Genomic DNA, 18,028 nt, shown 5'->3' with positions numbered 1-18,028 from the left:
TGCAGCGCTTGCTGCACCTCGCTGTGAACAATTGATACAGGAGCATTTCATGACTCAGGCCATTCGCTTTTACGAGACTGGCGGTCCAGAAGTTCTGCGACTGGAAAACGTTGCCGTGGGAGACCCGGGCCCGGGCCAGGCGCGTGTGCGACATAGCTATATCGCGCTCAACTTCATCGATGTGTACTTCCGCTCAGGGCGTTATCCGTTGGCCTTGCCCAACGGGCTGGGCTCGGATGCCGTAGGTGTGGTCGAGGCCGTCGGAACGGGTGTGACGGATATCCGGGTGGGTGACCGCGTTGGCTATCTGATCGGTCCGCAAGGCGCTTATGCGCAGGCGCGTGTGATGCCTGCAGAAGTGCTGATTCCGTTGCCCGACGGAATTTCAGACCGTACTGCAGCCACACTCATGATGAAAGGCATGACGGCCCAGTATCTGTTCCGTCAGGTCTATCCGCTGCAGGGCGGTGAAACCATTCTCTATCACGCAGCTGCCGGGGGCGTAGGCCTGATTGCCTGTCAGTGGGCCCGCGCTATGGGAGTCAACATGATTGGAACGGTCAGCACGGATGAGAAGGCCGAACTGGCCAGGGCGAACGGATGCGCGCACACCATCGTGACTTCGCGTGAAAACATCGTCGAGCGAGTGAAGGAAATCACGGCAGGCAAGGGCGTTCCCGTGGTTTATGACTCGGTAGGCAAGGACACACTGATGGACTCGCTCGATTGCCTGCAGCCGCTTGGCTCGCTGGTCAGCAACGGAACTTCTTCCGGCTCCGTGCTGGTGGACTCATCGCAGCTGGCCGCCAAAGGCTCGATCTGGATGACCAGGCCGGCCATGATGCATTACATCCAGCCTCGCTCACATATGCTGGAGATGGCTGCAGAGTTGTTCGAGCACGTGCTGGCGGGGCGCATCGTGAGCGAGCCGCAGCAGGAGTTTGCCTTGGCCGAGGCGGCACAAGCCCATCGCGCATTGGAAGCGCGCAAGACTGTGGGGGCCACAGTACTCGTGCCATGAGCTGCTGGGCGCAAATGTTGTGCGGGTAAAGCCATTGCGAAAATCTGTGCCGGTGCCTTTTCCAAGGCGCCGGCTTTTTTCTGTCGGACATTGGTAATGTGGCAGGACGACATTCCTAGGGATTTCACCTTGGGAACATGGCACCAAATAAGCAATGAATGGCATCAACTGCACAAGAACTGCAGCCGCCCTTTTCTAGAGTGATTTTGCGGATCAATACCGCGAATTCATAACGAAAAGGAGACATGACATGCCACGTATTTCACGCTACCTCTGGAGTCTTTTTGCCTTGTCCGTCAGCAGCCTGTCCAGCGCTCAGTCATCTGTGACGCTGTTCGGCGTCATGGATGCGGGCGTCAGCCGCTACATGGTGCGCAGCAATTCCTGGGATGGCTCCGGTCGCACGGCCAGCCAAGGTATCTGGGCGCTGTCACCCTCGGGTAATCTGGCCAGCCGTCTGGGTGTTCGTGCGGTTGAAGATCTGGGTGCTGGAATGTCTGCCAGCATGTGGCTGGAAGCGCCTGTGACCAACGACACGGGCGGCGGCGCGCTGAACTTTGGGCGACGCTCCACCGTCAGCCTGGCGGGCAATTGGGGCGAGCTGCGCCTTGGGCGTGATCACACGCCGTCGTTTCTGAATGACTGGGCCTTTGATCCCTATTCCGTCAACGGCGTGGGCGTCAACTTGCTGGCGGTGGTCAGCAGCAACCTGGCCATCAACCGTGCGCTGCGTACGCAGACCAGCGGCACGCTGCCCGAACGCTTGCTGGGAAACGGTTTGTCGGCAGGCACGGACAATTATCTGCGCGCCAACAACTCCATCGGCTACCACCTGCCGACCGGGCTGGGCGGAATTTATGGTCAACTGATGTACGCCTTCCCGGAAAATGATGCCAGGCGCGGCCGCTATGCCGGTGGACGCATTGGCTGGGCCAGTGGCCCCACCGATATTGCGCTGGGCTATGGCGAAAGCATGCTGGGCACTTTGAACGGCCGCAAGGAAACCATCAAGTCCCTGAACCTGGGAGGTTCGTACAACTTCGGTCCGGTCCGCGTGTTGGGCGAGTGGTCGCAGGTGCGCAATGCGCGCAGCGATGTGCGGGCCACAGACCGCTATGACGGGCTTCTGGCTGGTGTGCAAATCCCTGTCGGACTGCATCAGCTCAGGGCGTCTGTGGCCAGGGTGCAATTCAAAGATGGGGAGGGAGCCGGCGACGCATCGGTGAACAAGCTGGCCTTGGGTTATGTGCATAACCTCTCCAAACGCACGGCGCTCTACACCACGGTGTCACGTATCAGCGTGAGCAATGGACACAACAATCCTGCGGTGATAGGTGTGACACCGCTGGCCGTCAGCAGCCCGGTCATCATGCCGCAACCGGCTTACAGCAACAGCCCCGGCATGCAGCCGCGCAGCGCATTGGGCTTTGATGCGGGCCTGCGCATGATGTTCTGAAGGCAGTGCGTTGCTGCTACCGCGAGGAGAATCACGAAGAGGCGGATCTGAGGGAGCGCGTGCCGCAAAGGGCTGCTTGCTTGCCGGCGTTGCGGTACTTTGTGAAATAAAAAGAACGGTCGTTCTAATTTGGCTGATTTTTGGCTACACTGGCCTCGATTATCAAAGCCCAGGAGACCTTTCATGTCCGATCTGAACGCCCGGTTTGAAGAGACCGTCAAGAATTCCACCTCGCTTGGCGAGCGTCCCGATAACGCCACCTTGCTCAAGATCTATGCCTTGTACAAGCAGGCGACCGAGGGTGACAACGAAGCCAAGAAGCCCAGCTTCACCGACATGGTGGCCCGCGCCAAGTGGGATGCCTGGGCCAAGCTGGAAGGCACGACACCCGATGAGGCCAAGCAACAGTACATCGATCTCATCGAGTCGCTGCGCTGATCCGCTCCGGCGCTGATTGCCGACAAGGCCCCGGGTTCCGGGGCCTTGTCGTTTCAATTCAGGCCACATCACACTGTGCCAAAGACGGAGGCCGGAAACCGGCGCACCAGCCAAGCTGGGGGCACCAAGGAAGGGCCGCCTCATCCCGAAGGTGCCGTCCTCCTTGGGGGGAAGCGGCAGGGCTGCTCAGGGAGGGTCAGTACTTGTTCGAGAAATTGGCGCTGATGCGCTGACGCAAATATTCCGCCCCTGTGATGGGCGGATATTTTTTGGCCGGCCCTTCGATCACCGCATCTTCATTGGCCTGGCAGAAGAAGGCCAGGCTGTAGCGGGCTCCCTGGTACTCATGGGGCTGCGGGTTGCGCACGCGGTGGAAGTTGCTGGGCAGCCGGTCGTCGCTCCAGCGCATCAGCATGTCGCCGATATTGCAGGTGATGACGCCATCCACGGGCTTCACGGGCGTCCATTGCTGGGCATCGGCCTCTTTGCCGGGCAGCACCTGCAGCCCACCCTGGCCGGCGCGCTGGAACAACAGCGTCAGGCAGTCAAAGTCCGTATGTGCGCCTGCACGCCACAGGCCGATTTCGTCCTTGAGTGCAGGGTCCACGGCAAAGTAATGCAGCATACGCAGCGTGCTCTGGTAGCTGGGCACGGCGGGGTCATGTGCGCGGGTGAAGAACTCCTCGTCAAAGCCCAGCTTGTAGGCAAAGCAGGACAGCAGCTGCATACCCACCTGCCAGCATTGGTGCTCAAAGGCCAGCGTGGCCTGTTGGAAGCCGGGCAGTTCTTGCTCACTGGGCCACAGGCCCTGCATGCGTGGGCGTGTGACCTGATAGGACTCTTTCTGGTCGGGGGTGCGCGTGGAGGGGCGGATCTGCGCCTTGTGCTCCCAGCCTGCGTTGCGCGATAGCGGCCATTGCGCCTTGGTTTCGGGCGGCAGTGCAAATAGCTGTTCGGCCCTGCCGAATGCGGCGTCGATATCGGGCTGGGCTATGCCGTGGCCGGAAACCTGGAAGAAGCCGATTTCTACCGAAGCGCTCCAGATCTGCTCGGAAATCTCCTGCTTGCGCTGCTCGAAGTCGCTGATGTCTATGACGCGCACTTCGCGCGCCGAGGTTTCTGCGCCTTGCCCGCCCATGCGGGCTTCCTTGTCCAGTTCGCCAAGGCTGTAAGAGTGGTTGGTCATGCTCTGCATACGAATTTCTCTTGCGATGACTTCAGGCACAGGCGATGCCAGTGAGGCTTGCGGTTGCGGGCACCTGAAGTGTGGATACCAGGTGCGGCTGTGTGCCGCACCCACTTCAAGAGCAATGACCCGCGAAGCTGCTGACCGGCGATGGTCAGAAGCACCGTGCTGAACGCTTCTACTCTTGATTTGAGTGCAGCAAACAGCGTGCCAGCCATTCACCGGGGCACAGGCGCTCTTGGTTTTGGTGCATGGCTTCAAACTGGTGCACTGCCGTGCATGAATCCATGCATGCGCTGCTCGGGCGTGCACCTTGTTGATACCCGGCAAGCGGAAATCAAAAGCAGGCACGCCAATTGCTAGAAGGTTGAACGAGTAGAAGCGTTCAGCCTGCATCCGTGTGCAGTGCCAGGAAATTGCTCAAGTCCTGCCAGTGGCTGCCGCCGCCGGCATTCCTGTCGCCAGAGACCTGAGAGTTCCCCCATGCAACGTCGCCATTTTCTTGCTGCCCTGCCTCTTTGCGGTGCGCCCTGGGTTCATGCCCAGGGCAAGTCGCTGACGCCTCTGAAATTCACGCTGGATTTCCGTGTCAACGGCCAGACGGCTCCTTTCTTTCTGGCGCAGCAAAACGGCTATTACCGCGATGAGGGCCTGGATGTGAGCCTGGATGTGGGCTCGGGCTCGGTGGCCTCCATCACTCGCATTGCCAGCGGCGCCTACCAACTGGGACTGGGTGACATCAGCTCGCTGATCGAGTTCAATGCGCAGAACGCCGGCACGCCTCGTGTGCAGGCTGTCTATCAGTACTACAACCGCGCCCCCTTTGTGATCATCGGACGCAAGGATAGGGGCATCACTTCGGACTTCGGAAGTCTCAAGGGCAAGAAGGTGGCCGCAGCGGCGGTGGAGTCCACGCGTCGTGCCTGGCCCATGGTGGCGCGGCGCAAGAACCTGCCCGCGGATCTGTTTGCCTGGTCGACAACGGAGTTCTCGGCACGAGACAACGTCATGGTGCGTGGCGATGTGGATGCCGCCACCTATTTCCATGACTCGGCGGTATCGCTGTTTGCGCGCCTCAAGCCCGAGGAGCTTTCCATACTGCGCTATAGCGATGCCGGCGTTCATCTGTATGGCAATGCGATCCTGGCGTCCAGCCAGCTGATCGCCGAGAAGCCGCAGGTCGTGGCCGCTTTCCTGCGCGCCACCAACCGTGCGATTGTGGAATGCCTTGCCAACCCCGCAGCAGGCATTGCCGCCGTGCGCCAGCGCGAGCCGATTCTCGATGAGAAGCTGGAGCTGGAGCGCTGGTCCATCACCGCACAGTATGTGGCAGCGGCAGACACGAAAAGCCATGGACTGGGCGACTTCAGCAAGCGCCTGATGGAGCAGCAGCTGGACAGCGTGGTGCAGACCTTTGCGCTCAAGACCACGCCATCTGCCGACGCACTGTTCAACAGCAGCATGCTGCCAGCCAGGTCGGCGCGCATGCTCAAGGCCTGAGGAGGATCCAACCATGTCATTGCCTCAAGCCCAGGCCCTGAATGACGCCGATGGCCGTTATTTGCGCGAAGCCATTGCGCTCGCGGATACGGCACGCGAGCGCGGCAACCGGCCGTTTGGCGCGCTGATCGTGGCCGCCGACGGGCGCGTGCTGGCCCAGGCCAGCAATGCCAACGGTGAGAGCGGCGATTGCACGGCCCATGCCGAGCTGTCCGCCATCCGCCTGGCCAGCCCCTTGCATTCACGAAATGAGCTGGCCGTCGCCACGCTGTACTCGTCCGCCGAGCCCTGTGTGATGTGCGCCGGCGCGATCTTCTGGTCCGCCATCGGCCGGGTGGTCTATGGCATTGATGCCGAGCGGCTGCGCGTGTTCCGTGGCGAGCGGCTCGATCAGAAGGATGCAGAGCTGTCCTGCCGCGATGTGTTTCAGGCCGCTTCGCACGCCATCGAATGCATCGGGCCGGCCTTGATCGAAGAGGCCAGCAGTTCGCACCAGGGCGCCTGGAAGGTCTGAGCCCCGGCACGCATTCAAACGCAATTCATTGACATAGAGAGAGGGAAGCCACCATGCAAACCAAGCGCCTGTTCCTGCAATCCGTTCTGGCCCTGGGCAGCTTTGCCAGCGCCACGGCGGCCTTTGCCGCCACGCCCATCAAATTCCAGCTGGACTGGCGTTTCGAAGGACCTGCCGCGCTGTTTCTGCAGCCCGCCGCCAAAGGCTATTTTCAGGCAGCGGGCCTGAATGTGACGGTGGACGCCGGCAGCGGCTCCGGTGGCGCGATTCAGCGCGTGGCATCGGGCTCTTACGACATGGGTTTTGCCGATCTGGCCGCACTCATGGAGTTTCATGCCAACAACCCCGATGTCAAAGACAAGCCAGTGGCCGTGATGATGGTCTACAACAACACGCCGGCTTCGGTCATGGCCCTCAGGAAGAGCGCCATTGCCAAGCCTGCAGACTTGACCGGCAAAAAGCTCGGCGCACCGGTGTTTGATGCGGGTCGGCGCGGTTTCCCGCTGTTTGCCAAGGCCAACAAGGTCGGCGATGTGCAATGGACCACCATGGATCCGCCGCTGCGCGAGACCATGCTGGTGCGCGGCGATATCGATGCCATCACGGGCTTTACCTTTACTTCGCTGCTGAACCTGGAGGCGCGTGGCGTGAAGGCGGCCGATGTGGTGGTCATGCCGTTTGCGGACAACGGCGTCAAGCTCTATGGCAACGCCATCATCGCCAGCGCCAAGCTGGTGCGCGAGAACCCCGAAGCCGTGCGTGCCTTCCTCAAGGCCTTCAGCAAGGGCGCAAAGGAAGTCATGGCCAACCCCGGTGCCGCCATTGCCTATGTGAAGGAGCGCGACGGCATCGTCAACACGGCGCTCGAAACCCGCCGTCTGCAACTCGCGATCGACACCGTGATCAACACCGCCGATGCGCGCGGCGAGGGCTTTGGCCAGGTCAGCCCCACACGCATGGCGCTGATGGCTTCCCAGATCTCGGACGTCTATGCGACCAAGACACGCGTGAACCCCGAGACGCTCTGGAACGGCCGCTTTCTGCCGCCCGTAGCGGAACTCGACGTTTTTCCCAAGAAGTAATTGCTCATTGATTGATAGCTGGATGCGCTTGTGTGACAGGCGCTACAGCCTGCTTTTATGAAGTCATCAGATACAGAAGCTGCCCGGCCATTTGTCGAATTCAAAGACGTCTGGCTGGCCTATAACGAAGAGCTGCTGCAGGCCAACCACTTTGCGGTGGAAGCCATCGACCTCACGGTGCAGCGCGGCGAGTTCATCGCCATCGTCGGTCCTTCGGGCTGTGGCAAGTCCACTTTCATGAAGCTCACCACTGGCCTGAAGATGCCGTCCATGGGGCGCATCACGGTCGATGGCCAGCGTGTCACAGGGCCGCTCAAGATCTCGGGCATGGCTTTCCAGTCCTCTTCGCTGCTGCCCTGGCGCACCACGCTGGACAATGTGCTGCTGCCGCTGGAGATCGTGGAGCCGCACCGCTCGCAGTTCAAGCAAAAGCGCAAGGAATACGAGGCGCGTGCCATAGAGCTGCTGGGCAAGGTCGGACTCGCGGGCTATGAACGCAAATACCCCTGGCAGCTGTCCGGCGGCATGCAGCAGCGCGCCAGCATCTGCCGCGCCCTGATTCACGAGCCGCAGATGCTGCTGCTCGACGAGCCCTTTGGTGCGCTCGACGCCTTCACGCGCGAGGAGCTGTGGTGCATTTTGCGTGACCTGCAGGCCGAGCAGAAGTTCAATGTGATCCTGGTCACGCATGATCTGCGCGAGAGCGTGTTCCTGGCCGATACCGTCTATGTGATGAGCAAAAGCCCGGGCCGCTTCGTGGTGCGCCGCGACATCGACCTGCCGCGCCCGCGCGATCTGGAGGTCACTTACACCCCCGAGTTCTCGGACATTGTCTACGAGCTGCGCGGCCATATTGGCGCCCTGCGCAAAAGCGGCACCGACACCGCTGCAGCCATTCCTCAATAAGGCGCATCATGAAACATAGAAAAACCGCCGAGCGCTGGGCTCCCTGGCTGCTGTTGCTGCTGATCGTCCTGCTCTGGCAGATCATCTGTTCGGGCTTCGGCGTCTCGGAATTCATCTTCCCCAGCCCCTGGGCCATAGGCCATCAGCTCTATGAGTTTGCGGGCACGATTGCCATGCATGCCTGGCGCACCTATTGGGTGACGATGGCGGGCTTTGCACTGGCGATCGTGGTGGGCGTGCTGCTGGGGTTTCTGATCGGCTCCTCGCGCCTGGCCTATGCGGCGTTCTATCCGCTGATGACGGCATTCAATGCTCTGCCCAAGGCCGCATTCGTGCCGATTCTGGTGGTCTGGTTCGGCATCGGCGCAGGCCCGGCCATTCTCACGGCCTTTCTGATCAGCTTCTTCCCCATCATGGTCAATATCGCCACGGGTCTGGCCACGCTGGAGCCCGAACTGGAAGATGTGCTGCGCGTGCTGGGAGCCAAGCGCTGGGACGTGCTGATCAAGGTCGGCCTGCCGCGCTCCCTGCCGTATTTCTACGGCTCGCTCAAGGTCGCGATCACGCTGGCCTTTGTCGGCACGACAGTCAGCGAGATGACGGCTGCCAACGAGGGTATCGGCTATCTGCTGGTCTCCGCCGGCTCTTCCATGCAGATGGGTCTGGCCTTTGCAGGGTTGATCGTGGTGGGAGCCATGGCCATGGTGATGTACGAGCTGTTCAATCTGCTGGAAAAGCACACCACGGGCTGGGCGCGCCGCGGTTCTCAGGGCGAGTGATGCGCTGCTGCTGATCGCTGCCAGCGCAGCACCTGGAAACGAAGAAGGCCTGCCGGATCGTCCATCCGGCAGGCCTTTTTTGTGCTGGGCAGTCAATGTCTAGCTGGCCTTGCGGCAACTGGCAAATGCATCCAGCGGCTGTTTGTAGGTCGGCGAGGTGACGTCCATCAGGCCCATGACCGTATGAAACAGGTTGTCATGCGAGAGCGGCTGATCCAGTGTCTTGCTCAGGCAGCTCTGATTCAGGCCGGTACGAGCACCCAGCGTTCCCAGCCAGGCAATCATGGGCACATGTTTCTGATCATCGGGTGCCATGGCATAGGGCATGCCATGCAGATAGACACCGAGTTCGCCCAGCGACTCGCCGTGGTCGGACATGTAGAACATGCCGGTTTCAAACTGGCTTTGCTGAGTCTTGAGCCAGTCTATGGTCTGGGCCAGGAAATGGTCGGTATAGCGAATGGAGTTGTCGTAGACATTGACCACGTTTTGCTGTGGGCAGCTGGACAGGGCATTGGTGGCGCATTCGGGCTTGAAGGCCTTGAGGTCCGGGGTAGAGCGCTTGAAGTACTCGGGGCCATGACTGCCCATCTGGTGCATGACCAGAACCAGACCCTTGGCGCGGCGCGCGGGGTCCAGTCTGGCGATGCGCTCATCCAGGCCGGCGAGCAGCAGCGCATCCAGGCACTCGCCATCCTGGGCGCACAAGGCCTTGCCGGCAGGCGTGTTCACACTGTCGGCGGTGTCGGCCATGGGAATGCGCTTGCACACGCCTTTGCAGCCGGCCTGATTGTCCACCCAAAGCACGGCCAGTCCGGCGGCCTGCAGCACGTCGAGAAGGTTGTCATGCTCGACCTTGGATGCGTAAAAGCCTTCTCGGCCCAGGTTGGAGAACATGCAGGGCACCGATTCGCGGGTGCTGGTGCCGCAGGAGCGGGCGTTGCGCCAGCTCAGCACATCGCGCCTGGCCAGCTCGGGGTTGGTATCGCGCTCATAGCCGTTGAGGCTGAAGTTCTTGGCGCGCGCCGTCTCGCCCACCACCAGCACCAGCAGCGGCGGTTTCTGGGCCGCAGCATAGCTGGCACCCAGGGCAGCGCCGCCCGTGATGCTGACAAAAGGCCTGGGCTTGTTGATCAGGGGATCCAGTGCCACCGAGGCTGCGGACAGCACGGGGTTGATCGGGTTGATCATGTAGCGCAGCCAAAGATTGTTGCGTACCACCGGGGCCAGATCGCGGTAGGACACGGCCAGGGAGGCGGCTATCAGGGCGATGCCGCCCAGCAGCAGCAAGGCGGTGCGCAGCATGTTGCGCCAGGCGCTGCTGGCGCGTTTGAGCGGGGTTTTCCACAGCCAGATGGCAGGCAGGACGGCGATGATCAGCACCTCTGCCAGCAGCTTGATGTTGAAAAGGTCTGAGCTTTCGCGGGCATCGGTCTGCAGGATGTTGTGGATCATGCCCTTGTCCATCACGGTGCCGTAGCTGACCATGAAGTACTGGGAACTGGCAGCCACCAGCAGCAGTGCAACCCAGAACGGCTTGGTAAAGCGTGGCCAGGCGAACAAGGAGGTCAGCAACAGGCTGGCGCCCAGCACCAGCGGCGCAACCCGCATGGCCAGCATGAGCGGGCTGCCTTGATAGCCATCCAGAGAGGGCAGGCGCAGCCACAGGGCCCAGTTGGCGGTCAGCGTCAGCCATATGGCCAATGCCAGAGCGATGAACTGAGGTGTGCGAGGTTGAATAAGCCTCTTGAAAAAGGGTGCAGAAACAGAGTCTTGGGTAGCCACGGCAGACAGCAAAAAAAAAGGTATCGGATAAGTCTGGCGGGACTTTCTTAAAAAGCGCTGAAGCCTCCTACATGGTTAACCCTTGTAAATAATTGTTTTATGTCAGTCTGAAGTGTTTATTGGCACTGAGTCGCTGTTTTCGCCGCTTCTCCCCATTGGGCGCATAGCCGCAGCTTGCGTTCTTCAGCAGGCAGGGCCGACAGATCGCGCATCTGCGCATAGAAGCTGCGCCAGGTTTCTCGCGTGGCCGGGCCATCGCCGCGCAGCTGCAGCCACCAGCTGGTCATGGCGGGGACCCAGTCATCGTAGGCAGCCAGGGCGCCGAAGCTGGCGTTATTGGCCTGCGCCACCCATTCATCGGTCTGGGCCAGGCGCCGCTCATACTGCTCGCGCAGGGCTGGGCTGGTCAGCAGGGGCCCGTCAGTAGCGATCCATTGCGCTCTGAGCTGAGCATAAGTGCCGCGAAATTCTTCAAAGACCTTGCTTTTGATGGCGGGCAGCGATTGTGCATCAATCGGCTGGGTACCCTCAGTCTCGTAGACCTGTTGCAGGCGCTGGCGGGCCTCACGTGTCAGCTGCTGCCAGTGCTCGCGTCGCTGCAGACCTTGCTGCCAGCGTTGTTGTGTGGCGGCGCTGGCATGGCCCTGCAGCCATAAAGGCGTGGCCATGCGTTCCACCGTGGTGGCAAAAGACTCGTTGAAGGCCGTGTCGTTCTTCACATACAGCAGCTGGTGGGCCAGCTCGTGGAACAGCAGACCGGCGAAGTCGCCTTCCTGCCAGGATGTGAAGGTGCTGAGCAGGGGGTCGCCGCCCAGCCAGTTCAGATAGCCAAGCGTGGAGTAGGCCGGCACGCCATAGACGCTGGTCTCCAGCCCCCGGGCCTGAAGCCTGAGCGCTTCTGCCTGCGCGCCTTCCTTGCTGAAATAGCCTCTGTAGGCAATGCAGCCGGTGATGGGAAAGCACCACTGGTGCATCTCCAGGCTGTAGGCCGGGGCTGCCACCACGTTCCAGACTGCAAACGGACGTTGCAGCTGGGCATAGCGGGTGTAGCTGGCGTTGTCGGGCAGGGCCAGCTCCTGGCTGGCAAAGCGGCGCATCTGCTGTGCGGTCTGCAGGCGCTGACGCAGCGCCGCAGAGGTGCTGTCCTCGCTCAGCCAGTCTTCGACGGGCCGCGCGGCCTGAAGAATCTGCATCTGGCCCTTGAAGCCCTGCCAGTAATAGCCGGCGCTGCTGCAACCCGTCAGGCCTGCAATTGCGATGCTAATTCCCAGCAAAGCCCTCAGGCTGACTACACTCATCCTTTTTCTCATTGCGCTTGTCCGCCTGTCTGGTTTCGCTTCATGGATTTTCTAACGCTCGCCATCATTGTCACCACCGTGCTCTACGTGCTCAAGAAGCAGGAGCAGCGCCAGCACACCCAGCTTCTGGCCCAGCATCTGGCACGTTTTCAGATCGAGAAGCTCATGGCCAATCTGATGGAAGGGTATCTGCGTGTCATCGGCGAGAAGGATGCCCAGCGACGTGAACAGATCTGGCCCGTGCTGGCCAATACCGAGAGCAGCTTGGTGAGCCAGTTTCAGCGCTTTGCGGAAGAATTCGCCACCTTGCCGGCCGAGCAGACACGTGCCAGCACCCTGCCGCTGGCGCTGCCCTATATGACCCGCGTTCTGCCCTCGGCCACCATGGATGTGCGCGAGGCCATGAAGCTGCATGCCAAGGCGCTGGCGGCTGCACGTGTGGGTGATGCGGCCGACGAGGAAGAGCGCAAGCGCCGTGCCTTCACCATGACGGCCGAGCTGATGCTGATGCAACACACTTGCCACTGGTTCTGCCGCAGCCGCACCGTTGCCTCCATGCGCTTGCTGGCGCGGCACAAGACGGCCTATGAGCAGGTGCTGCAGTCCGTGGCCCCCGGTACTCTCAAAGCCTACGAAAAGCTGATGCAGGCCAGCAACTGAGGTCTTGTCAGACCCAGGGCCGTTCGGGGTTTGGAGAAGTTTCCCGTCTTGACCCTGCCATAGTCGATGTGAACAATGGTTTTCATGAAAAACCTGTTGAGCACATTGGAGCCGCTGCTAGCAAGACTTCCTGTGACGGCATCGGTAGAACTTCCATCGGGCGAGCGCATCGGGACTGAACACAGTGCGGTGCAGCTCATTTTCCGCTCCCCCAAGGCCCTGGCGGCGCTGCTGGACGGCCAGATCGGCTCGATCGGCTCGGCCATCGTCGAGGGGTGGGTGGAGGTCAAGGGCAGCTCCCGCGACATCATGGCTGCTGCGGCCGGGCTGCTGCGCGGCGATCCGGTCAGCCATGCGCCCTCATGGCTGGGACAGACGGTTTCCAAGGCCAGGTCACTGGCCATGCACACGCTGACGCGCGATGCCGAGCAGATTCAGTTTCACTACGATCTCTCCGACGACTTCTACGCGCTGTGGCTGGATCCGCGCCGCGTCTATTCCTGTGCCTATTACAGGGAGCGGGGCATGAGTCTGGCCCAGGCGCAGGAAGCCAAGCTCGATCACATCTGCAAAAAGCTCAAGCTTCAGCCTGGCGAGCGCTTCTGGGACATCGGCTCCGGATGGGGCGGACTGATCTTCTGGGCGGCAGAGCATTACGATGTTCAGGCCCATGGCATCACGCTGTCGCGCAACCAGTTCGATCATGTGCAACGCCTGATCGCCGAGAAGGGTCTGCAGGGCAAGGTTCAGGTCGAGCTGCGCGACTACCGGCAGATGGGTGATGTGGAGCCGTTCGACAAGATCGGCTCGGTCGGCATGTTCGAACATGTGGGCAGCGCCAATCTGCAGGAATACTTCGACACCATTTACTCCATGCTCAGGCCCGGCGGACTGGCCCTGGTCCATGGCATCACGGCGGGCGGGGTCAGCAATGTGGAGCTGGGCGCCGGCATGGGCGAGTTCATCAACCGCTACATCTTTCCCGGTGGCGAGCTCATGCATGTCAGTCGCGTGCTGCATGACCTGGCTGCCAGCGGGCTGGAGATGGTGGACACCGAGAACCTGCGCCCGCACTATGCGCGCACGCTCTGGGCCTGGTCGGATGCGCTGGAGGCCCGGCTGGGCGAGGCACAGGCACTTTTGCAGGCCCAGTATGATGAGGAGAAAGCCGTCAAGGCGCTGCGGGCCTACCGCCTCTATCTGGCGGGGTCGGCCATGGGGTTTGAGCATGGCTGGATTGCGCTGCATCAGATGCTGTGCTGCAAACCCGATGGCGATCTGCGCAGCGGCGCGATGACCGGTGCGCAGAGCGGCTATCCTTTTAACCGCGAATACATCTACCGTTGAAGGAACCGCTCATGCCCTACAAATTCAAATCGCGTGCCACGGCAGACCTCATCATGCTGGACGCCAACGGCCGCAAGCTGCTGGAAATCATCGGCAAGTCGCCCGACGAGGTGCACGGCATCATCACCGTGGAGCAGATTCCGGCCGCCATTGCCGCGCTGGAGGCTGCTGCCGCCGAAGAGGCCGCCAGGCGCAAGCAGCCGGAAGACGACGCGCAGGACGAGGATGCGGCGCCTGCGAGCCAGGACAGCGTGGCCCTGGGCCAGCGCATCGTGCCTTTCGTCGACATGCTCAGGCGCAGCGCGGCCGATGGCAAGGAAGTGACCTGGTAAGTCCCGCCACCTTCTGGCCACCCCAACAAAAAAAGCCTGCAGATGCAGGCTTTTTTTGACGAGCTTGCGCCCTATCAGTCGGCGTAGATGCCGGCGGCCTTGATGACCTTGCCCCACTTGGCGATTTCGGATTCCACAAACTTCTTGTGGCCGGCAGGGCTGGTGCGGTCATCCGTGGCAATCACGGCACCCAGGGCTTCCTGGCGCTTGATGAACTCGGGGTCCTTGAGCGAAGCCTTCATGGCTTCGTTGATCTTCTGCACCACATCGGCAGGCGTGCCTTTGGGAGCGTACAGACCGTGCCAGATGGTCACGTTGAAGTCCTTCAGGCCCAGGGACTGCAGTGTAGGCAGGTCCTTGAGTGCAGGCGTGGTCAGCGGCTTGGCCGTGGTCACGGCATAGGCCTGAACCTTCTTGGCGGCAATCTGCGAAGTGGTGTTGGTGGTCTGGTCGCACAGCAGGTCCACCTGGTTGCCCATCAGGTCGGCAATCGCAGGAGCCGCACCCTTGTAGGGCACAGGCGTCATATCCTGCTGCAGCGAGGCCTGGAACATCAGGCCGCACAGGTGCGAGGCGGAGCCCACGCCGGCGTTGGCCAGATTCACCTTGCCCTGGTTCTTGCTGACCCAGTCCTTGACTTCGGCGAAGTTCTTGGCAGGCAGGGTGGGGCGGCCGATCAGTGTCATGGGCACATCGTTGATGATGCCGGCGTACTCGAAGTCGTTGAGCACGTTGAAGGACAGCTTGCGGTACAGCGTCGGGATGGTGGACATGCCGATATGCGTCAGCAGCAGCGTGTAGCCGTCGTTGCGTGCCCGTGCGGCCTTGGCCGTGCCAATCGTGCTGCCGGCACCGTCGGCGTTGTCGATGACGATGGTGGCGTTGTTCAGCTGTTTGCGCATGGATTCAGCGAGGTCGCGTGCCACCTTGTCGGTGGGGCCGCCTGCCGTGAAAGGCACGATGATCGTGATCGTCTTGCCAGCTGCTGGGTAGCTGTCGGCATGGCTGCTGATGGCGGCGGTGGCGGCCAGAGCGATGGTGGCGATCTTGAAAATAGTTTTCACAGTGTCTCCCTAAAAATAATGTGCAAGCAGACCAGGACGGTTGGCTTGTCGTGACGTAAAGCCGGATTCTAGGGAGCGCTAATCTGTGGGGTTTTTGTTATTTTCTAAGTGTTATCCCTTGATGGGGCCGGGGATCACATTGCATTTGCGCTAAAGCAAGCCGGTGAGGTGTCGCGAATTGGCGACAGCTGCGGCGGAGTTTGCATCAAGCCGTAGCCGTCGCACCAAAGCCTGACGGCCGCAGAGCCGGCTGTCAGCAGCCTGCGGAGCTTCATTGATAGGAGCGCGCGTCCTCGATCACCTTGCCGTCGTTGGGCAGGCTGCCGGGGGCCACCATCTGTACCTCGCCGCGCAGCTTGGTGACCTCGCGCAAGGCATCGATCACTTGCAAGGCAAAACCCGGCGAGGTCTCCGTGGTTTCCACGAGCAGCTGCATCTGGTCGTTGGCCATCTCGCCCGTCACCACCAGTCTGGCCCTGGCGATCTGCGGGAAGCGCTTGACGACCTCGGCCACCTGCTTGGCATGCACGAACATGCCACGTACCTTGGTGGTCTGATCGGCGCGGCCCATCCAGCCCCTGATGCGGGCATTGGTGCGGCCCGTAGGGCAGGTTCCCGGCAGATAGGCCGAGAGGTCGCCCGTGCCGAAGCGGATCAGCGGGTAGTCGGGGTTGAGCGTGGTGATGACCAGCTCCCCCACCTCGCCTTCGGCCACGGGGTCGCCGGTGCCTGGACGCACGATCTCCACGATCACGCCTTCGTCCAGCACCAGGCCTTCGCGGGCGCTGGTTTCATAGGCAATCAGGCCCAGATCGGCCGTGCCATAGCTCTGGTAGGCATCGATGCCATGTTCGCGCATCCATTGGCTGAGCGAGGGCGGGAAGGCTTCGCCGCTGACCATGGCCTTGGTCAGGCTGGGCAGCGCCACGCCCATCTCCTGGGCTTTTTCCACAATGATTTTCAGAAAGCTGGGCGTGCCGACATAGGCGGCTGGTCGCAGATCGGCCATGGCCTGGACCTGCTGCTCGGTCTGGCCCGTGCCGCCCGCAAACACCGTGCAGCCCAGGGCTTGGGCTCCGGTTTCCATCATCGAGCCTGCGGGCACAAAGTGATAGCTGAAGCAGTTGTGCACCAGCTCGCCCGATCGAAAGCCTGCAGCGTACATGGAACGGGCCATGCGCCAGTAATCGGCGCGACGGCTTTCGGGTTCGTAGATGGGGCCGGGGCTGGCAAACAGTCTGGGCATGTCGTGGCCCAGGCCAATGGCATTGAAGCCTCCGAAGATCTGGCGCGGGCGCAGTGCAGCCTGGCGTTCCAGCAGTTCGCCCTTGCGGGTGACGGGCAGCTGGGCCAGTGTGCTGCGGTTGGTGATGCTTGTCGCATCCACGCCCTTGAGGATCTCGGCAAACGCAGCCGAGCGCTGCTGGGCATGGGCAATCTGCGCGGGCAATGCAGCCATCAATGTCGCTTCGCGCTCATCAGGGCTGCGAATTTCCAGGGAGTCGTAGAAGTCACTCATGGCAAATCCTGTAGGGAAAATTCAAGCGGTAGGGGTGTAGCCTTTGAAACTGGCGAAATCCATGGAAGAGGCAAGGAGCAAGAGCCTGGGCGGCCCTGTCGCCTTGCAGCGAGCTTGCCGTCCCCTCGGGCGGGGTTTTTCAGGCCAGCCAGCGCTTGCGGCGCTTGTAGCTTTTCACGTCCTTGAAGCTCTTGCGCTCACCGCCGCCCACACCCAGGTAGAACTCCTTGACGTCCTCGTTGCTGGCGAGATCCTTGGCGGAGCCGTCCATGACGATGCGTCCGCTCTCCATGATGTAGCCGTAGTCGGCGTACTTGAGCGCCATGTTGGTGTTCTGTTCGGCCAGCAGGAAGGTGACTTTTTCCTTGCTGTTGAGGTCTTTGACGATGTGGAACACCTCATCCACGATCTGCGGAGCCAGGCCCATGGAGGGCTCGTCGAGCAGCACCATGCGCGGGTTGCTCATCAGCGCGCGGCCGATGGCGCACATCTGCTGCTCGCCGCCCGAGGTGTAGGCCGCCTGGCTTGTGCGCCGGGTCTTGAGGCGCGGGAAGTAGTTGTAGACCTTCTCCAGATTGGCGGCAATCTCGCCCTTGTCGGTGCGCGTGTAGCTGCCCGTGAGCAGGTTCTCCTCGATCGTCAGGTGGGCAAAGCAGTGGCGCCCTTCCATGACCTGTACCACGCCACGCTTGACGAGTTCGGCCGGCGAGAGGTTGGCGATCTGCTCGCCCTCCAGTGTGATGCCGCCCTTGGTGACTTCACCGCGTTCACCCTTGAGCAGATTGGAGATGGCACGCAGCGTGGTGGTCTTGCCCGCGCCATTGCCGCCCAGCAGGGCCACGATGCTCTGGTGCGGCACTTGCAGAGAGACGCCCTTGAGCACCAGGATCACATGGTTGTAGATGACCTCGATGCCATTGACTTCCACCAGGGGCGTGGCCTGAGGGGAAGTGGAAACTGTGTGCGCGTTGTCGGTCATGCGGTCACCTGGTAACTCAAAATAGATAGCTGTAAACGCTTTTTAGGTAAGCGATTGAGGCTGATTTTTGTCAATCCGGTTGCGGCGAGACGAGCCTTGGTCAGAGACATCAAGCAGGGGCCGATGCCGGCCGCTTGCCTCGCAGCGGGGATGTCTCCCCCT

The 18,028-nt window shown here is 61.4% G+C and carries 17 protein-coding genes; 11 read left to right on the top strand and 6 right to left on the bottom strand.

Features of this window, described 5'->3' with window-relative positions; all coding sequences use genetic code 11:
• The first annotated feature begins 49 nt into the window (after positions 1–49).
• The 3 genes from O987_RS24855 (at position 50) to O987_RS24845 (ending at position 2,915) form a co-directional block, all read left to right on the top strand.
• Positions 50–1,021 carry a quinone oxidoreductase family protein gene (locus O987_RS24855; protein WP_034377284.1) on the top strand — a complete coding sequence of 324 codons (972 nt, stop codon included), beginning with the start codon at positions 50–52 and terminating at the stop codon, positions 1,019–1,021.
• A gap of 250 nt (positions 1,022–1,271) precedes the next feature.
• Complete coding sequence (locus O987_RS24850; RefSeq protein WP_043375416.1) at positions 1,272–2,477, top strand: porin; 1,206 nt, start codon at positions 1,272–1,274, stop codon at positions 2,475–2,477.
• Positions 2,478–2,660: 183 nt separating this feature from the next.
• Entirely contained in the window at positions 2,661–2,915 is a 255-nt protein-coding gene (locus O987_RS24845) for an acyl-CoA-binding protein (RefSeq protein WP_003050754.1), read from the top strand.
• A gap of 196 nt (positions 2,916–3,111) precedes the next feature.
• Here the strand turns inward: O987_RS24845 and O987_RS24840 are convergent, their stop codons facing one another.
• The gene (locus O987_RS24840; RefSeq protein ID WP_043375414.1) at positions 3,112–4,110 is read right to left on the bottom strand and encodes an isopenicillin N synthase family dioxygenase; all 999 of its coding nucleotides are present in this window, start codon (positions 4,108–4,110) and stop codon (positions 3,112–3,114) included.
• 474 nt (positions 4,111–4,584) lie between these two features.
• Here O987_RS24840 and O987_RS24835 point away from each other — a divergent pair, with 474 nt between their 5' ends.
• From O987_RS24835 to O987_RS24815, 5 genes are read left to right on the top strand one after another with little or no spacing between them, the layout of a single operon-like run.
• Entirely contained in the window at positions 4,585–5,601 is a 1,017-nt protein-coding gene (locus tag O987_RS24835; protein WP_003050759.1) for an ABC transporter substrate-binding protein, read from the top strand.
• Positions 5,602–5,614: 13 nt separating this feature from the next.
• Positions 5,615–6,115, top strand: a complete 501-nt coding sequence (locus O987_RS24830) for a nucleoside deaminase (RefSeq protein WP_003050762.1) — start codon at positions 5,615–5,617, stop codon at positions 6,113–6,115.
• 53 nt (positions 6,116–6,168) lie between these two features.
• Complete coding sequence (locus O987_RS24825; RefSeq protein ID WP_003050764.1) at positions 6,169–7,197, top strand: ABC transporter substrate-binding protein; 1,029 nt, start codon at positions 6,169–6,171, stop codon at positions 7,195–7,197.
• Between the two features lie 57 nt (positions 7,198–7,254).
• Positions 7,255–8,103: an ABC transporter ATP-binding protein gene (locus O987_RS24820; protein ID WP_003050765.1), complete on the top strand. Its 849-nt coding sequence runs from the start codon at positions 7,255–7,257 to the stop codon at positions 8,101–8,103.
• Positions 8,104–8,111: 8 nt separating this feature from the next.
• Positions 8,112–8,882 carry an ABC transporter permease gene (locus O987_RS24815; protein WP_003050766.1) on the top strand — a complete coding sequence of 257 codons (771 nt, stop codon included), beginning with the start codon at positions 8,112–8,114 and terminating at the stop codon, positions 8,880–8,882.
• 99 nt (positions 8,883–8,981) lie between these two features.
• On the opposite strand, the gene O987_RS24810 is transcribed toward O987_RS24815, so the two are convergent.
• Positions 8,982–10,679: a phosphoethanolamine transferase gene (locus O987_RS24810; protein WP_043375410.1), complete on the bottom strand. Its 1,698-nt coding sequence runs from the start codon at positions 10,677–10,679 to the stop codon at positions 8,982–8,984.
• A 104-nt stretch (positions 10,680–10,783) separates the two neighbouring features.
• On the bottom strand, positions 10,784–11,965 hold the full coding sequence (locus O987_RS24805) for an aminopeptidase (RefSeq protein WP_043375409.1): 1,182 nt from the start codon (positions 11,963–11,965) through the stop codon (positions 10,784–10,786).
• A gap of 42 nt (positions 11,966–12,007) precedes the next feature.
• Between O987_RS24805 and O987_RS24800 the strand changes: the two genes are divergently transcribed.
• From O987_RS24800 to O987_RS24790, 3 genes are all read left to right on the top strand, one after another.
• Positions 12,008–12,625, top strand: coding sequence for a hypothetical protein (locus O987_RS24800; RefSeq protein WP_003050771.1), 618 nt, complete (start codon positions 12,008–12,010; stop codon positions 12,623–12,625).
• A gap of 75 nt (positions 12,626–12,700) precedes the next feature.
• Positions 12,701–13,972, top strand: coding sequence for an SAM-dependent methyltransferase (locus tag O987_RS24795; RefSeq protein WP_003050773.1), 1,272 nt, complete (start codon positions 12,701–12,703; stop codon positions 13,970–13,972).
• A gap of 11 nt (positions 13,973–13,983) precedes the next feature.
• A complete protein-coding gene (locus O987_RS24790; protein ID WP_034373624.1) occupies positions 13,984–14,304 on the top strand; it encodes a DUF1840 domain-containing protein in 321 nt (106 codons plus the stop codon).
• 74 nt (positions 14,305–14,378) lie between these two features.
• Here the strand turns inward: O987_RS24790 and O987_RS24785 are convergent, their stop codons facing one another.
• From O987_RS24785 to O987_RS24775, 3 genes are all read right to left on the bottom strand, one after another.
• Positions 14,379–15,368, bottom strand: coding sequence for a tripartite tricarboxylate transporter substrate-binding protein (locus tag O987_RS24785; RefSeq protein WP_003050777.1), 990 nt, complete (start codon positions 15,366–15,368; stop codon positions 14,379–14,381).
• Between the two features lie 271 nt (positions 15,369–15,639).
• A complete protein-coding gene (locus tag O987_RS24780; protein ID WP_043375401.1) occupies positions 15,640–16,887 on the bottom strand; it encodes a phenylacetate--CoA ligase family protein in 1,248 nt (415 codons plus the stop codon).
• Positions 16,888–17,026: 139 nt separating this feature from the next.
• A complete protein-coding gene (locus tag O987_RS24775; RefSeq protein ID WP_003050780.1) occupies positions 17,027–17,866 on the bottom strand; it encodes an ABC transporter ATP-binding protein in 840 nt (279 codons plus the stop codon).
• Positions 17,867–18,028 lie beyond the last annotated feature (162 nt).

Origin of the sequence: Comamonas testosteroni TK102 (genome assembly GCF_000739375.1) — a bacterium.
In the GTDB taxonomy this organism is placed as follows: domain Bacteria; phylum Pseudomonadota; class Gammaproteobacteria; order Burkholderiales; family Burkholderiaceae_C; genus Comamonas; species Comamonas brasiliensis.
Note: the sequence above shows the minus strand (reverse complement) of the source record. Positions and strands in the feature narration are given on the sequence as shown.

Coding starts and splice junctions, on each gene's coding strand:
- O987_RS24815 (WP_003050766.1), top strand. CDS start 8,112: ATGAAACATAGAAAAACCGCCGAGCGCTGGGCTCCCTGGCTGCTGTTG.
- O987_RS24780 (WP_043375401.1), bottom strand. CDS start 16,887: ATGAGTGACTTCTACGACTCCCTGGAAATTCGCAGCCCTGATGAGCGC.
- O987_RS24855 (WP_034377284.1), top strand. CDS start 50: ATGACTCAGGCCATTCGCTTTTACGAGACTGGCGGTCCAGAAGTTCTG.
- O987_RS24850 (WP_043375416.1), top strand. CDS start 1,272: ATGCCACGTATTTCACGCTACCTCTGGAGTCTTTTTGCCTTGTCCGTC.
- O987_RS24845 (WP_003050754.1), top strand. CDS start 2,661: ATGTCCGATCTGAACGCCCGGTTTGAAGAGACCGTCAAGAATTCCACC.
- O987_RS24790 (WP_034373624.1), top strand. CDS start 13,984: ATGCCCTACAAATTCAAATCGCGTGCCACGGCAGACCTCATCATGCTG.
- O987_RS24775 (WP_003050780.1), bottom strand. CDS start 17,866: ATGACCGACAACGCGCACACAGTTTCCACTTCCCCTCAGGCCACGCCC.
- O987_RS24805 (WP_043375409.1), bottom strand. CDS start 11,965: ATGAGTGTAGTCAGCCTGAGGGCTTTGCTGGGAATTAGCATCGCAATT.
- O987_RS24820 (WP_003050765.1), top strand. CDS start 7,255: ATGAAGTCATCAGATACAGAAGCTGCCCGGCCATTTGTCGAATTCAAA.
- O987_RS24795 (WP_003050773.1), top strand. CDS start 12,701: ATGGTTTTCATGAAAAACCTGTTGAGCACATTGGAGCCGCTGCTAGCA.
- O987_RS24835 (WP_003050759.1), top strand. CDS start 4,585: ATGCAACGTCGCCATTTTCTTGCTGCCCTGCCTCTTTGCGGTGCGCCC.
- O987_RS24830 (WP_003050762.1), top strand. CDS start 5,615: ATGTCATTGCCTCAAGCCCAGGCCCTGAATGACGCCGATGGCCGTTAT.
- O987_RS24800 (WP_003050771.1), top strand. CDS start 12,008: ATGGATTTTCTAACGCTCGCCATCATTGTCACCACCGTGCTCTACGTG.
- O987_RS24840 (WP_043375414.1), bottom strand. CDS start 4,110: ATGCAGAGCATGACCAACCACTCTTACAGCCTTGGCGAACTGGACAAG.
- O987_RS24825 (WP_003050764.1), top strand. CDS start 6,169: ATGCAAACCAAGCGCCTGTTCCTGCAATCCGTTCTGGCCCTGGGCAGC.